Consider the following 13,678-nt stretch of genomic DNA (forward strand, 5'->3'; position numbering starts at 1 on the left):
GTTCACACCGTTTTTTTTATTATGAATCGCATGCTTGAATAACGAGAACACTTGCATCTTCGAGGATTATTTCTCCTTTATCATGAATCATTTCATTTGAAGTGAGATAATCATCAAAAGGAAATATTTCTCGTCGAGTAAGAGGATATTTAAAACCCTTCAGGGTAATATAACCTTGTTTAAGTACAACAACCGAAAAATACTTATAATTTAACTTATCTACGATATGGCTCCCTGAGTCATATCGTTTTATTTTGTTTAAGCCATCATATAACTCGATTCTTGAGTCCTTCATCGCTGTCATAATATTTATGAACTCGTGATCCTTTCGACGTCCCAAACCGCCAAGAACGCGAATAATATCATAATCATCACAAAGAGAATATGCATACTTAAAATCAGTCTCATCTTTGATGGGGTTTAATTTATGAATATGCGAACAGTGCAACTCAATCTCCTTGAATTGCACTGTTGTTACAGAATCAAAATCGCCACAGGCTAATGTCATCGCTACACCATCGCGAGCACATACATAAGCACCAAAATCCACACCAATGACATCTCCTATAATAGTTTCGTGATGCTCTCCTAAAACGATTGTGACGGTTTTCATAGTAAAGACGAAACCGCCTTTTCAATATCATCCCCAAATACATAGCTACCCGCAACAAGGATATCTGCGCCCGCAAGACGTGCACGAGGACCGGTTTCACCATTAATGCCCCCATCTACCGAAATAAGATATTCATAATTATTTAGTTTTCGCATTTCATCAAGTTGCTTGATTCGTTCAAGCATTTCAGGCATAAACGCTTGTCCTCCAAATCCCGGTTCAACACTCATCACTAAAACCAGATCTACATGTTTTAAGTAAGGGACAATTTTATCAAGATCTGTTCCTGGTCTTAATGTAATACCCGACTTAATCCCCTTTTTCTTCAAATACTTAACAGCTTCAATGCCTTGAGTTGGGTCACCATAACATTCTGTATGAAAGGTTATTGCATCAGCGCCATTTTCAATAAACATATCAAAGTACTTTTCAGGATTTACAATCATAAGGTGGACATCCATCAATAAATCTGAAACTTGACCAATTTGTTTCATTATTGCTGGACCAAAACTTATATTGTCCACAAAAACTCCATCCATTACATCGTAATGCAACCACGTTGCACCTGCTACTTCTACACGTTTCAATTGTGTTTTCATATCTTTAAAATCCAAGGATAATAAAGATGGTGATACGATTTTACTCATCGTGACTCCTCCTTAATTAATGTTAAGCAATCAAGATAATCTTGATATCGTTGTTTTGAGATTGCTCCACTTTCAACGTTTTCTTTAATAATGCAACCCGGTTCTTTTATATGCATACAATCACGGTACTTACAATTTCCGATATAAGGCGCAAAATCAGGGATTGCTTGCGATAACTCGAGCGGATCTACAGTACTAAAATCTAATGAAGAAAAGCCCGGTGTGTCCGCAATCCATCCACCGCATAAAGGATAAATTTGATTGTGGCGCGTCGTATGTCTACCCCGTCCTAATGCCTTAGATATTTCTTGTGTATTAAGTTCTAGATCGTCGCTAATGCGATTGAGAATACTTGACTTCCCAACACCACTTTGACCTGCTAAGACAGATATTTTTCCCTTCATAATCGCTTCAAGCGGATCGGTTGGTAAATTACTTCCACTCATGATGACTTGATAACCATATTTTTCATATTCATCAAGAATATTTTGTTTGAGTGCTTCATCTGCTAAATCACTCTTTGAGACTATAATAATAGGATTAATGTTTTGAAGGGATACAAGAAAAATAAGACGATTGACCAGAGTAAAGGAAAAATCAGGTTCTTTCGCAGACATCACAATAAGAGCTTGATCAACATTTGCCACAAGTGGACGAATCAATTGATTTCGGCGGGGAAGAACGCGTTGGATAACCCATTTCCCCTCTAACTCCTCGATATGTACATGATCTCCGACAATCGGCTTATCACCGAGCCTCAATTTCCCCATTGCAGTCGCGATAATAAACTCCCCTTCAAAATAAACGGAATATCGGTTGGATACAATTCGTGTGATAACAGCTTCTTTCATTATGCCTCCCTGTCGTGATTCCCTTCAGATTGCTCATCAGAATCACTTGGCTTTTCTTCTTTTTCGTCTTCTTCTTTGGGACGACTGCTCTCACTATAGTAATACAATGTCACAGAATTCCCTGAATTTTGGATATAATAACTTCCAGGCATTGGATTTGACCGAATTACCGTGCCAAAGCTCAGACTGTTTAACTCTGAAATACTAAGGTTTTGCGTTGGTAATTCTGAAGTGGTCACCTCAACACCCAATTCTTCTAATTGTGCTTTCGCTTCATCAATGGATTTACCAATTAAGTCCCCAGGTAACACAAGTTCTTTGTCGGAACTAACAACCAAAATAATATCATAACGTTGTTCTGGCTTAATTTTATCACCTGGCATCAATCCTTCCTGACGGATAATATGACCCGTTGGAACTGATGCTGAATATTCTGAAGTCGTTTTAATATTTATATTTTTATCAGATAAAATTGCCTTAACATCATTTACGGATTTCCCAGAAAAATCTTCTACAGTGTAAATCTTTCCTTGCGATACGATAAGTTTAATTTGGTCTCCTTTAAGAACTCTCGTTCCCTTTTCGGGTTTTGTACCAATTAATTTGCCATCTTCATATTTATCGGAAATCTCGTATAAATATGACGGGGAATAATTAAGACCTAAACTTGCAAGATGTTCTTTCGCTTCTGATACACTTAGTCCTGCTAAGTCTGGAATTTCTACATCATTCGGTTTTTTCGGGGCGAAGATCATCCAAATACCAAAAATTACAATAATAATTGCCAGTAAACTTGCACCAATAATCATCGTTTTTTTCTTTTTAGGTTGGTCTTGATTGGGGACCGTTTCCGTTACCCCATTAAGTTTCTCAATTAATTTCGTTCCATCATCACTTTCCATCGTTGCTTCCCATAAAGGTTCATCCGCACGAGATTCAAGGAGACATGTGTCTAAATCCTCTACAAACTCTTTCATGTTTGCATAACGATGCGTACGGTTTTTATGCGTAGCACGTGCAATAATATTCGCAATTGAATTGGGCAGTGTAGGATTAAACTTCATTACAGAAGGAAATGGTTCCCTCATATGTTTCATAGCAATTTCAACCGGTGTCTCTCCCCGATAAGGAACATCCCCTGTGAGTAATTCATAAAAAACAACACCAAGAGAATACACATCCGATTGTTCTCCTGCACCTTCACCCCGAGAACACTCTGGAGCCATATAATGCACTGAACCTAATACGGAATCTGATTTGGTTAATTGGATTGCGTCACCGGCAAGTGCGATACCAAAATCCGTAATTTTTACCGTTCCATCATCCTTAACGAGAATATTTTGCGGTTTAATATCTCGGTGGATTACCTGTGCTGCATGAGCATGTTGTAATGCAGATGCGAGTTGTTGCATAATTGCTACCGATTCATATTTATCTAAAGCACCTCGGCGATGAACGAGTTGTTTAAGTGTAGTTCCTCGAATCATCTCCATGACGATGTAATGTTGACCTTCATCCTCACCGACATCATATACCTCAACAATACTTGGATGATTCAATCCAGAGGCTGCATTTGCCTCTCGTTGAAATCTCAAAAGCGCTACCGGGTCATGTGATAAATCACCTCTTAAAACTTTGAGTGCGACCTCACGATTTAAAACAGTATCGAGTGCTAAGTAGACATCCGCCATCCCTCCGGTACCAATCTTCTTAACAATACGATAACGTGATCCAATAATACTACTATTCATGACGATCTGCCTCGAGGAGAATAATTGAAATATTATCATATCCTCCCGCTTTATATGCCATTTCCATTAAATGATTCCGCTGAGCAAGAAGGCCATTAATTTTAAAGGTTGCTTCAATGTGTTCTTGCGGAACATAACCATGAAGTCCATCCGAACAAAGCAATAAATATTCCCATTGTGACGTTATGTCAATGACTTCAAAATCAACATTTTCATCAATTCCAACGGCATTCATTAAAATATTACGTTTAGGATGGTTATACATTTCTTCTTTCGAAATTTCATTACGTTTATACATTTCATATGCATACGTTTGATCATGACTCAAACATGTTAATTGATCTTGGTTCACACTATAAATTCTGCTATCACCAATATTGAAACCAATCACATCATCACCCAAGACAACAACTGCAACAAGTGTCGTTCCCATGCCCGAATACTCGCGCACGACTAAAGATTCATGGTAGGTCGCACGATTAATGGATGTAATTGATTTATCAAACCAAGCACGAATATCCTTTAGATTTGAAAATTCACGCTTATCAATAAAAGCTTCACGAAGTAGTTTTACAACCATTTGACTTGCAACAGATCCTGCATTCGCGCCCCCAATACCATCACATACAACAGCTAAAAGTGCATTGTCATTTTCAACTACAGCAACGTAGTCTTGATTTTCTTTGCGGATTAATCCGATTTCACTGATACTTGTATACTTCACGCGAAAACCTCACTTATTCTATTTATTTATATTAACATGTTCTCTTCAATTTGGCGATATAAAACCCATCACCCTTTGTTTCAACCGGGTTAAGGGTGACTTCTTGAACAAGTTCAAAATTTGAGTGATTTTCTAAGAATGTTTGGACTTGTTTCTCATTTTCTTTTCGATTCAGGGTGCACGTGGAATAGACAAGAAGTCCCTGTTTTTTTACGAATTGCGACGTATGAATTAACATTTTTTGTTGGATTTTAACCAATTCATCCAAGTCTTGTGGAAATATATGATAGCGCAAGTCATGCTTATGCGATAAAACACCTAAACCTGAGCAAGGTGCATCAACAAGAATGCGATCATATTCTTGATTTGTTTGAAATTCAAGTACATCACTTGTTACAACTTGTGTATTGATTACATTACAGCGTTCTAAAAGAGACTTTGTTGCTTGCGCACGTGATTCATGAAGCTCAACACCTGTAATTGACCCTGTATTCTCAAGATAATTAGCAATTTGAACGGTTTTCGTTCCAGGACCACAACAGCAATCAAGTACCGATAACGAAGGTTCTAAATCCATCCAACGCACCACTTCTTGACTGTTTCGATCTTGAACAAGAACATAACCTTCCTGTAAATATTCACTTTTAAACAGTGCTGGCTTTGCTTGTATGGTTTCATTATCCTTTAGGATATAATTTGATAAATCATCAGTTGTTGGTTTTAAAGTGTTAAAACGAACGTAGGTTGGCTTTATCGCCTGACAGTACTTCGCATAGTCTATTGAAAACGATTCACTGTATTGTTTTGAGAGAAGTTTCATGATCCAAAGTGGCATACTGTATTGAATCGATGCGACTTCAAGGTCATTGCCCAATAAAGGGCGTTCATTACGTGCAATCACTTTTTTCAAAACCGCATTAACAACACCAGCGTAACGGTGTTTCCCAATGGTTTTACAAAGATCAACCGTCTCGCTCACTAATGCGTAATCAGGGATTTTATCCATTTTGAAATATTGAGCACATCCCATTTTAATTACAAGGCGTACTTCTTTAGGCAACTTTGCATCCACCAAATCTTCGTATTGATAATCTAAAAATAAGCTATTCTGCAGCGTAGCGTAAACAAAAGCACTCACAAATGCTTGATCTTGCACTGGTAAATCCAGTTCTTTGAGCACAAGGTGTGCGTGTCTGCCTTTGAAATACACTTCACTTAGTACTTTATAAGTCTCTAATCTTCTCATACTTATTCTAACGTCATGGGATTAACGTCCACGACAACTCCTGTTCCATTAATTTTTCGGTATAACTGCAATGCTTGATTACAGATGTTAATCATTGAATCTAAATCTTTTCCTTTTAGGATCATGCGCGTTCGATATTTTCGTTGAAGCTTTCGAAGTTCAGTTGGACCTAATATTTGAAATTTTTGGTCACTTAATAATTTTTGGAAATCTTCGGCAGCTTGCCACGATTTCAAAGGATCCTCATCTAAAAAAACAAGTGAAATTAAGTAATTGTAAGGAGGGTAGCCCGCAATTTTTCGGTATTCCATTTCTTGTTTGAAAAAATGTTTATATTTTTGGTTTACTGCACACACAATTGCATAATGATCTGGATTACTTGTTTGAATTATGACTTCCCCTGGGTACTGACCCCTACCACTTCGGCCTGAAGCTTGTAACAACATATTGAAGGTCAACTCAACTGAGCGATAGTCAGCGTACGCAAGTGTTGCATCGGCATTAACGATTCCGACTAACGTTACATTTTCGACATCCAATCCCTTAGCAATCATCTGTGTTCCTACAAGAATATCCGATTGATGATCAATAAAATCATTGAGGATGCGTTGATGCGCATTTTTCTTTGAAGTCGTATCAGCATCCATCCGCGCAATGCGTGCTTGAGGAAAAATACTTTCCAACTCCTCAACCAAGCGTTGTGTTCCAACACCACTTCCGATTATTTTGGGTGGTCTTCCATCAACCAGTGGTAATTGGTGGTAGATTTCTCCGCACATATGACAGCGAATTGTTTGGTCATCTTTATGATAATTTAAAGCAACATCACAATGTTCGCAAAGCAATACCTCATCTGTATTAGCGTTTTTCAGAAGGGTATTATACCCTCTTCGATTAAGCAGCAAAATCACTTGCTCGCCCTGACTTAGCCGTTTATGAATGCCATTTATAAGTGTTTGAGTGAGATAAGGCGACTGTTTATCATAAAGCGCTGTTCGCGTATCGACAAGCGTAACACTGGGAAACATATGATTGATGCGATCATTGAGTTCTAACAGTTGATACTTTCCCCTAAGGGCGCGTGCATAACTTTCCAAAGCTGGGGATGCACTCCCTAAAACTAAGGGGCACTGATGATATTGACTGCGTTTGATGGCGACGTCTCGAGTATGATACATCGGGATTTGATCTTGTTTATAACTTGAATCATGTTCCTCATCCATGACAATTAACCCTAAATGATCAAAAGGCATAAAAATCGAAGAGCGTGTCCCGACAACAATCTTAACTTCTTGTTTTTGCACCCTAACATATTGTTCATATTTTTCTTGATCGTTTAATGCAGAATGGTAAATCGCAACATCTTCACCAAATCGTTTCGAAACCCTTTCAATCATTTGAGGTGTGAGCGAAATTTCCGGCACCATAATTAATACTTGCTTATCATCTTTCAATACCTTTGCAGCAGCATTAAGATATATTTCTGTTTTGCCACTTCCTGTTACACCGTGTAATAAGTAGGTATGGGACACACCAAATTCAATTTTTTGGAGTGCACTCCTTTGGTCTTGTGTCAGAATAGGTTTTTGATAATTTGCATTCACAAATTGAGGCTGATAAGCGACTTCACGTTCAAATTCCTCCACAAAACCTCGATCAATGAGTTTTCGATAGTCGGAATAATATGCTCGCGCATCTTTTAATGTGAGCGTTGAATGTTCTTGCAGGTACTTTAGAAAAGCACGTTGTTTCGGTGTGAGTACTGACCAATCTTTTTGAGACTTAACGCTCAAAATACGTTCTGTTTTAATCGTACCTGCAGAACGCTTTGGTTTTAATTTATTGGGTAGTATCGTTTGTAAGCAGCGTATCATGGGTGTCATGTACTCATAACTCATCCATGATGCAAGATCGTAGAGTTCCTCACATAAAATCGGAACATCATCCAAAACTGAATCAATGGGCGCGACTCTATATGATGTTTCATACGGTTCTTTTACAGAGTGCACAAAGGCAACCATTAAGCGATTTCGTACGCGAACCATAACCCGAACACCGGGTGAGACATTAAAACCATTATTTGAGTATGTAAGTGTTTGATTATTTAAGAAACTCTCTTCAATATAAACCTCTAAGTATTTCAATGACTTCACCTCCTATAGACTGAAAACAACTCTTATAGAGTTGTTTCAATGTTTCGTTTAATAATTAAAGCAACAGAGTCTGCAGCTTTCTGTGGATCCTCATTACAAATTACATAGCGGTAATGATTCATTAATTCCATTTCCTTTGCTGCTTTTTCAAGTCGTTCATTAATGACATCTTGGGATTCCGTTTGTCTTCCCTCAATGCGACGTTTGAGTTCTTCCATACTTGGCGGAACTAAAAAAATACTGAGTGAATCTGGAACTCGATCAATCACTTGGAGTGCACCTTGAACTTCAATTTCAAGTAATACATTTTTACCTAAATCTCGTAATCGGTCCACTTCCGCTAACAACGTTCCATAATGATTCCCAACAAACTCAGCATGCTCAAGCAACTCATTATTTGCGAGTGCTTCATCAAAACGCTCCTGAGTAACAAAATAGTAGTCTTGTCCATCTACTTCACCATTTCGTGGTTTGCGTGTTGTCATTGAAATAGAAAACGCTAGGTTCAACTCTTCACGATCAAAAAACAATTTACGAACTGTTCCTTTTCCTACCCCACTAGGACCTGAAAAAATAATTAATAATCCTCGTCTCATAAACACCATCCCTTTTAATAATTTTACTTATTATACCATAACAAGTCAAACAATTTTATAAACCATGCAGACTTAATGGTATAATATTAAATATTAGTATTGAGAGGTAGATTAAATGGCTATAGATGGCGTACTGTTAAATCGAATTGTGAGGATGATGAATGAAGATTGTCCTGTTAAAATTAATAAAATTACTCAACCTTCGAATCATGAATTTATGCTTCATTGTTTTGCAGGTAAAAAATTGAATATGTTTATCTCAACACACCCTGTGTTTAGTCGAGTTCAATGGACAAAAGAAAAACCGACTGCAAATCTCGATCAGACACATTTGTTAACCCTCATGCGAAAACATCTCGAAGGCGGTATTATTACACAAATTACCCAATATGGTTTTGATCGAGTTCTCGAGATCCATATTGAGCACCGTGACAACATGGGAGTGATAAGACCTTACCGTCTCGTAGTCGAACTTCTCGGGAAATATGCAAACATTATCATTGTCGATGAGGATGGTGTGATTATTGATGCACTCAAGCGCATCGCGCCTTTTGAAAATGCTTCGCGAGCAATCGTGAGCGGAGGTCTCTATGAATATCCCCCTCAATTTGATAAGAAATCATTTTTGGAACTTGCCTCTTATAATCCTGAGGACGCATTAAAAAATCAATTTAATGGAATTTCTCCCCTTTTAGAACGTGAAATTACATTCCGTTTAAAAACTCAAACTCCAGAAGCAATCATTCGATGCTTATCTGAGTCCCAAAACATCTATTTGTATGAACGTGATTTTCATATTCTTGAGTTAACCCACCTAAAACAGGATTTTAAAAAAGAGCCAATCATGGAAGGTCTTGACTTATACTTTAAGGATTTACAGCAGAAAGATCGCATTAAAGCCCATACCGGAGATCTTTTAAAACTAATCAAACGCGAGTTAAAACGTAGTCGCATTAAACTTCCTAAATTGTATGATGATTATGATCAAGCACAAGACAGTGATTATTTGAGAGAAAAAGGTGACCTCCTCTTTGCTTTCGCAAGCACCTTACCTAGCGGGCACCGTGAGATTACCGTAAAAGATTTCGAAGGCAATGATGTGACCATTGAACTGGATCCACGATTTAATGGCAAAGACAATGCGAAGCGCTATTTTAAACGTTATCAAAAGGCAAAGACCAGTTTGTTCTATCTTGAGGAGCAAATTCATAAAACAGAGGCACGAATCCATTATTTTGAACAACTTCAAACCCAAGCTGAGCAAGCCACTGTTGAGGATGCTCAAGAAATTAGTGACGAGCTAATTTCTCTTGGAATTATTAATCAAAAGCGAATCCGGAAACAAACCATAAAGAAAAAGAAAAAGCCGAACTATTCAACAATTGTTTATGATGATGAAACAACAATCTTCATTGGTAAAAACAATCTTCAAAACGACTATTTAACCTTTAAACTCGCACGAAAAGATGATATGTGGTTTCATGCTGCCAATACATTTGGCGCTCATGTCATCATTAAATCATCTGAATTGGATGAATCCAAGATTCGTCTCTGTGCACATCTTGCAGCATATTATTCCAAGGCCCGACATGGAAGCAGTGTTGAGGTATACTACACACAAGCAAAAAATATAAAAAAAATCCCGGGTGCAAACCCTGGATTGGTAAGTATTTCGACACAAAAGAGCATCTTTATTGATCCAGATGAGACGTTGGTCTTATCTTATTTGAACGAATGACCGCCTTATAAGTTGGCATAATAGATGATATGACGTTATAAAATCGATCACTATGATTAAATTCAATAATGTGAGCACATTCATGAAGGACTACGTAATGAATAAATGGAAGGCTCTCATGATATAAATATGTATTAAACGCTAGTTCGTGATTTTGATTGCAGCGACCATATAAGCGTTTATAACGTCTCACCTTATAGGGAGGCGTTTTTAATTTCAATCGCCATGCATACAAACACACAAGTGCATCTAATCGTAATTCAAGTTGTTCTTTGAAATAATCATCCACCCTTTGATTGATACGGGATTCAGACATCGAAGGCGGAATCGTAATTTCTATGCTATCTGCTGACTCCACAATCTTAAAGGGGCTTCCTTCAAGCGATATTATGTGTTTGTACACACCAAAAACACGAAGCCGATCCATGCTCTTATGATGGTATCCAAGGGGTTCATAGGCTTGTAAATGTTTTTCAATCCACGATGTCTTTTGCGCAACAAACGACTCAATTACGGTATCAGATGTCCCATAGGGAGCCTTCACGATAACGCGTCCATCTCGAACTAAAATTGACATCGTCTTGCGTTTACTTCTACTGATTTCAATATTCATAAGGGTATCATAGCACATTCATGCTATACTATCTAAGGTGATAAAATGAAAAACAATGAAATATTCTATTTTGATGTTGATGGAACGTTATTGGATAATACCACTCATACAGTTCCACAAAGTACACTTGATGCATTGTACCTGTTAAAAGAAAAAGGATACTTAGTTGCTTTATGTACAGGTCGGAGTTTATTAGGTATTCATGAGGCTGGAGTCGATAATATCTTTCCATGGGATGGCTATGTTCTTTCAAATGGTTCGCTTATTTTAGATTCGGAGCAACGTGTTATTTCTGAAATATATTTTGAACCAGAATTTATACATGATCTTATTGCAGTTAATAAAGGACCCTTGCTTTTAGAAGGAGCGCGAAACACGCTTACAAGTGAGGCCAATAAACGTTTATTGGATTCTTTGAAGCATTTTGGAATCCCTGCTGAGTATCCTGTTGTGCCCTATCAAAATGAAAAAATCTATAATTTAATTAGTTATGATATCGACACACTCTCAAAAGATGATTATAATAGACTTATCGGTGATAAAAACACCGCTTTTGATCAACTTGGAAATCTCGAAGTAATTCCTTCTCAGGGCGGGAAATACAACGGATTAAAAACCTTAAACCAACACCTCAATGTAACACGTTATGTAGGTTTTGGAGACGGTGACAACGATGTGGATTTCTTAAAGAATGCGAATTATTCAGTTGCACTGGGAAATGCGTGTGATTCCGCAAAAGAAGTCGCTGATTTTATTACACATGACGTTGATCAAGACGGCATTATGTATGCTTTAAAATATCATGGTGTACTGTAGGTAGGAGCGAATTATGAATTTTACAGATGAAGAATTATTTAAGATGGACATGCTAAAAGATAAACGTCGTCGTTTACTTTATGTCATCAAGGGAAAACAAGAAGGTTACCATATCCTTGAACGTGAAATGAAGATTATGAACATTATTACAGGACGAAATCTTTGGGTTCTGCTTGGATTCGTATTGTCTTATGGATTATTAAGACAATCCCTTCTCGTTTCAGTTATCGTGTCAGTCGTAGTGTTTATCGGTTTTTATCTTTATGAAAAATACATCTTTTTAAAAGATCGCAACATAATTAAGATATCAGATGAAGACTATGCGAAACTCAATTCTCTCAGTGCTTTAAAATCCAAAAAAACCGATACTGGATCCTATGTAATCGTGCCTTTGCTTGTAATTATTATCCTTGTTACACGAAATGCAGACGGACGCTTTAATCCATCAGAGTTTGACTTATGGATTATGTATATTGGAATTGTATTATTAGTTCTTATGAGTGGATACTTTTCACTACAATATTTGAAGTTACGAAAAGATATTAAATCGCTTGAAGATAAATAAAAACAGTAGATAATCTACTGTTTTTATTTGAAAACACATTGGTTATTTACTTGCCTTCTGACAGAGGGATAGGTTACACTTAATGTAGTCGTAAAGAGAGGGTGTTTAGATGAAAAAACGAAATATATTACCAACGTTATTAATTTTAATTGGACTCGGATGTCTTGGTGGTGCTTACATTCTGAATCAAGAAGGTTACCGTCTCTATGCAGCTTTAGCTTGTGGTACATCATTATTTTTCGTAATCATGAGTATTATTGTAATCTCCATTCATAAGGGACAGGATTATGAAGACTTAACCGATGATGAGGAAGAAGATGATCCCTTAGAGCCCGTATTCGACAATCAAGATGAAGAAGATTTCGATATTGCTCTAACCAATCAAAAAAATAAATCAAGCGATTCTAATTCGCAAGCATTTGAAGAAACAAATTCAACACGTATCTTCAACCCTTCAAATTTTGATGATCCGCTGAAGAATGCTACGTCTTTCGTACCAAAAGAAGCGTCTAACCCAGCACTGGAAAGCACAAAACCAACGGACGAATCATCAAGAATTACCTTAACGCTTGTGCGAAGTGATGAAAACCAAGAGAATATCTATCAATTACTACACAAAATGAATGCACGAGGACTCCTCAAAGAATCCGTTGCATACAAGATGAACTATGATCAAATAAAAAATCATAAATTACTGGATAAGTATATCTTTGAAACCATCTTCAACGACATTCCTTCAATCAGTCTTGTTAAGGAGCGTAATCGTAAAGAAACACTTACTCATATTAAAGTTATGGCAGGTGTTTCTGATGATGATCTTGTTCTTATTGGTTACATCCCCACAAAACATCTCGTAGAAGTCCACAAATCTTTCAATTCAATCTATCATATCCGTGGAAAGATTACCGGTGGTCATTATCGAAATTGGAAAGCAGATGGCCAATGCAAACACGGTGAACTTCCTTTTATTGCTTCAATCACAATCTTTTCAAAATAAGAGCGTAAGCTCTTTTTTTATGGTTACCTTGATATGAAGATTATCTAATAAGGGGGGATTTTTATTGAAACCACGAACACATTATTAGTCGTCATCCTGGTGCTCTTATCTTATTTTGACTTTAAATTACTTAAAATACCAAAATGTTTTATTTACCTAATCTACATTTTACGAATCATCTGTCCAATACCCATCACAATCGATAACTTTATTAGTTCGATTGTTTTTGGACTCCCTTTTTATCTTTGCTATCGATTTAGAGCTAGTATAGGATACGGAGATGTCCTACTCATCGAGGCCCTTTGTTTCTACTCTGGAATACAAAAAAGTATAATGGGCATCTATTATATGGGATTCGTTGCGTTTTT

At 37.2% G+C, this 13,678-nt stretch carries 13 protein-coding genes; 4 read left to right on the plus strand and 9 right to left on the minus strand.

The annotated features are described in order from the left end of the window. Nucleotides 1–19: 19 nt before the first annotated feature. From EPJ90_RS06435 to gmk, 8 genes are read right to left on the minus strand one after another with little or no spacing between them, the layout of a single operon-like run. Nucleotides 20–613, minus strand: coding sequence for a thiamine diphosphokinase (locus EPJ90_RS06435; RefSeq protein ID WP_161637515.1), 594 nt, complete (start codon nucleotides 611–613; stop codon nucleotides 20–22). After that, nucleotides 610–1,260, minus strand: coding sequence for a ribulose-phosphate 3-epimerase (gene rpe / locus EPJ90_RS06440; RefSeq protein WP_125164374.1), 651 nt, complete (start codon nucleotides 1,258–1,260; stop codon nucleotides 610–612). Before rpe ends, EPJ90_RS06435 begins: the two co-directional genes overlap by 4 nt. Then, on the minus strand, nucleotides 1,257–2,111 hold the full coding sequence (gene rsgA, locus EPJ90_RS06445; protein ID WP_125164373.1) for a ribosome small subunit-dependent GTPase A: 855 nt from the start codon (nucleotides 2,109–2,111) through the stop codon (nucleotides 1,257–1,259). Before rsgA ends, rpe begins: the two co-directional genes overlap by 4 nt. Further along, nucleotides 2,111–3,862, minus strand: coding sequence for a Stk1 family PASTA domain-containing Ser/Thr kinase (gene pknB, locus EPJ90_RS06450; protein WP_161637514.1), 1,752 nt, complete (start codon nucleotides 3,860–3,862; stop codon nucleotides 2,111–2,113). Before pknB ends, rsgA begins: the two co-directional genes overlap by 1 nt. Beyond that, nucleotides 3,855–4,586, minus strand: a complete 732-nt coding sequence (locus EPJ90_RS06455) for a protein phosphatase 2C domain-containing protein (RefSeq protein WP_161637513.1) — start codon at nucleotides 4,584–4,586, stop codon at nucleotides 3,855–3,857. The genes pknB and EPJ90_RS06455 overlap by 8 nt, the downstream gene beginning before the upstream one ends. Nucleotides 4,587–4,617: 31 nt before the next feature. Further along, entirely contained in the window at nucleotides 4,618–5,832 is a 1,215-nt protein-coding gene (locus EPJ90_RS06460; protein ID WP_125164370.1) for a transcription antitermination factor NusB, read from the minus strand. Nucleotides 5,833–5,834: 2 nt separating this feature from the next. After that, nucleotides 5,835–7,985: a replication restart helicase PriA gene (gene priA / locus EPJ90_RS06465; protein WP_342671843.1), complete on the minus strand. Its 2,151-nt coding sequence runs from the start codon at nucleotides 7,983–7,985 to the stop codon at nucleotides 5,835–5,837. 23 nt (nucleotides 7,986–8,008) lie between these two features. After that, nucleotides 8,009–8,581, minus strand: coding sequence for a guanylate kinase (gene gmk / locus EPJ90_RS06470; protein WP_125164369.1), 573 nt, complete (start codon nucleotides 8,579–8,581; stop codon nucleotides 8,009–8,011). A gap of 115 nt (nucleotides 8,582–8,696) precedes the next feature. On the opposite strand from gmk, the gene EPJ90_RS06475 reads away from it, so the two are divergent. Next, nucleotides 8,697–10,319 carry an Rqc2 family fibronectin-binding protein gene (locus EPJ90_RS06475; RefSeq protein ID WP_161637511.1) on the plus strand — a complete coding sequence of 541 codons (1,623 nt, stop codon included), beginning with the start codon at nucleotides 8,697–8,699 and terminating at the stop codon, nucleotides 10,317–10,319. On the opposite strand, the gene EPJ90_RS06480 is transcribed toward EPJ90_RS06475, so the two are convergent. Beyond that, nucleotides 10,273–10,932 carry a M48 family metallopeptidase gene (locus EPJ90_RS06480; protein ID WP_237558322.1) on the minus strand — a complete coding sequence of 220 codons (660 nt, stop codon included), beginning with the start codon at nucleotides 10,930–10,932 and terminating at the stop codon, nucleotides 10,273–10,275. The genes EPJ90_RS06475 and EPJ90_RS06480 overlap by 47 nt on opposite strands. Before the next feature lie 45 nt (nucleotides 10,933–10,977). On the opposite strand from EPJ90_RS06480, the gene EPJ90_RS06485 reads away from it, so the two are divergent. The 3 genes from EPJ90_RS06485 to EPJ90_RS06495 all read left to right on the plus strand — a co-directional run bounded on the left by EPJ90_RS06485 (nucleotide 10,978) and on the right by EPJ90_RS06495 (nucleotide 13,310). Next, nucleotides 10,978–11,748, plus strand: coding sequence for an HAD-IIB family hydrolase (locus EPJ90_RS06485; protein ID WP_161637509.1), 771 nt, complete (start codon nucleotides 10,978–10,980; stop codon nucleotides 11,746–11,748). A 13-nt stretch (nucleotides 11,749–11,761) separates the two neighbouring features. After that, the gene (locus EPJ90_RS06490; RefSeq protein WP_125164365.1) at nucleotides 11,762–12,313 is read left to right on the plus strand and encodes a hypothetical protein; all 552 of its coding nucleotides are present in this window, start codon (nucleotides 11,762–11,764) and stop codon (nucleotides 12,311–12,313) included. Nucleotides 12,314–12,422: 109 nt separating this feature from the next. Next, complete coding sequence (locus tag EPJ90_RS06495; RefSeq protein ID WP_161637508.1) at nucleotides 12,423–13,310, plus strand: hypothetical protein; 888 nt, start codon at nucleotides 12,423–12,425, stop codon at nucleotides 13,308–13,310. Nucleotides 13,311–13,678: the final 368 nt, after the last annotated feature.

The sequence above is a fragment of the Erysipelothrix sp. strain 2 (EsS2-7-Brazil) genome, from assembly GCF_016617655.1.
GTDB lineage: Bacteria > Bacillota_I > Bacilli_A > Erysipelotrichales > Erysipelotrichaceae > Erysipelothrix > Erysipelothrix piscisicarius.

Bases quoted from the DNA above. Each gene is read 5' to 3' on its own strand.
- EPJ90_RS06495 (WP_161637508.1), top strand. From the start codon at position 12,423: ATGAAAAAACGAAATATATTACCAACGTTATTAATTTTAATTGGACTC.
- rpe (WP_125164374.1), bottom strand. From the start codon at position 1,260: ATGAGTAAAATCGTATCACCATCTTTATTATCCTTGGATTTTAAAGAT.
- EPJ90_RS06435 (WP_161637515.1), bottom strand. From the start codon at position 613: ATGAAAACCGTCACAATCGTTTTAGGAGAGCATCACGAAACTATTATA.
- EPJ90_RS06475 (WP_161637511.1), top strand. From the start codon at position 8,697: ATGGCTATAGATGGCGTACTGTTAAATCGAATTGTGAGGATGATGAAT.
- EPJ90_RS06480 (WP_237558322.1), bottom strand. From the start codon at position 10,932: ATGAATATTGAAATCAGTAGAAGTAAACGCAAGACGATGTCAATTTTA.
- gmk (WP_125164369.1), bottom strand. From the start codon at position 8,581: ATGAGACGAGGATTATTAATTATTTTTTCAGGTCCTAGTGGGGTAGGA.
- EPJ90_RS06490 (WP_125164365.1), top strand. From the start codon at position 11,762: ATGAATTTTACAGATGAAGAATTATTTAAGATGGACATGCTAAAAGAT.
- rsgA (WP_125164373.1), bottom strand. From the start codon at position 2,111: ATGAAAGAAGCTGTTATCACACGAATTGTATCCAACCGATATTCCGTT.
- EPJ90_RS06485 (WP_161637509.1), top strand. From the start codon at position 10,978: ATGAAAAACAATGAAATATTCTATTTTGATGTTGATGGAACGTTATTG.
- EPJ90_RS06460 (WP_125164370.1), bottom strand. From the start codon at position 5,832: ATGAGAAGATTAGAGACTTATAAAGTACTAAGTGAAGTGTATTTCAAA.
- pknB (WP_161637514.1), bottom strand. From the start codon at position 3,862: ATGAATAGTAGTATTATTGGATCACGTTATCGTATTGTTAAGAAGATT.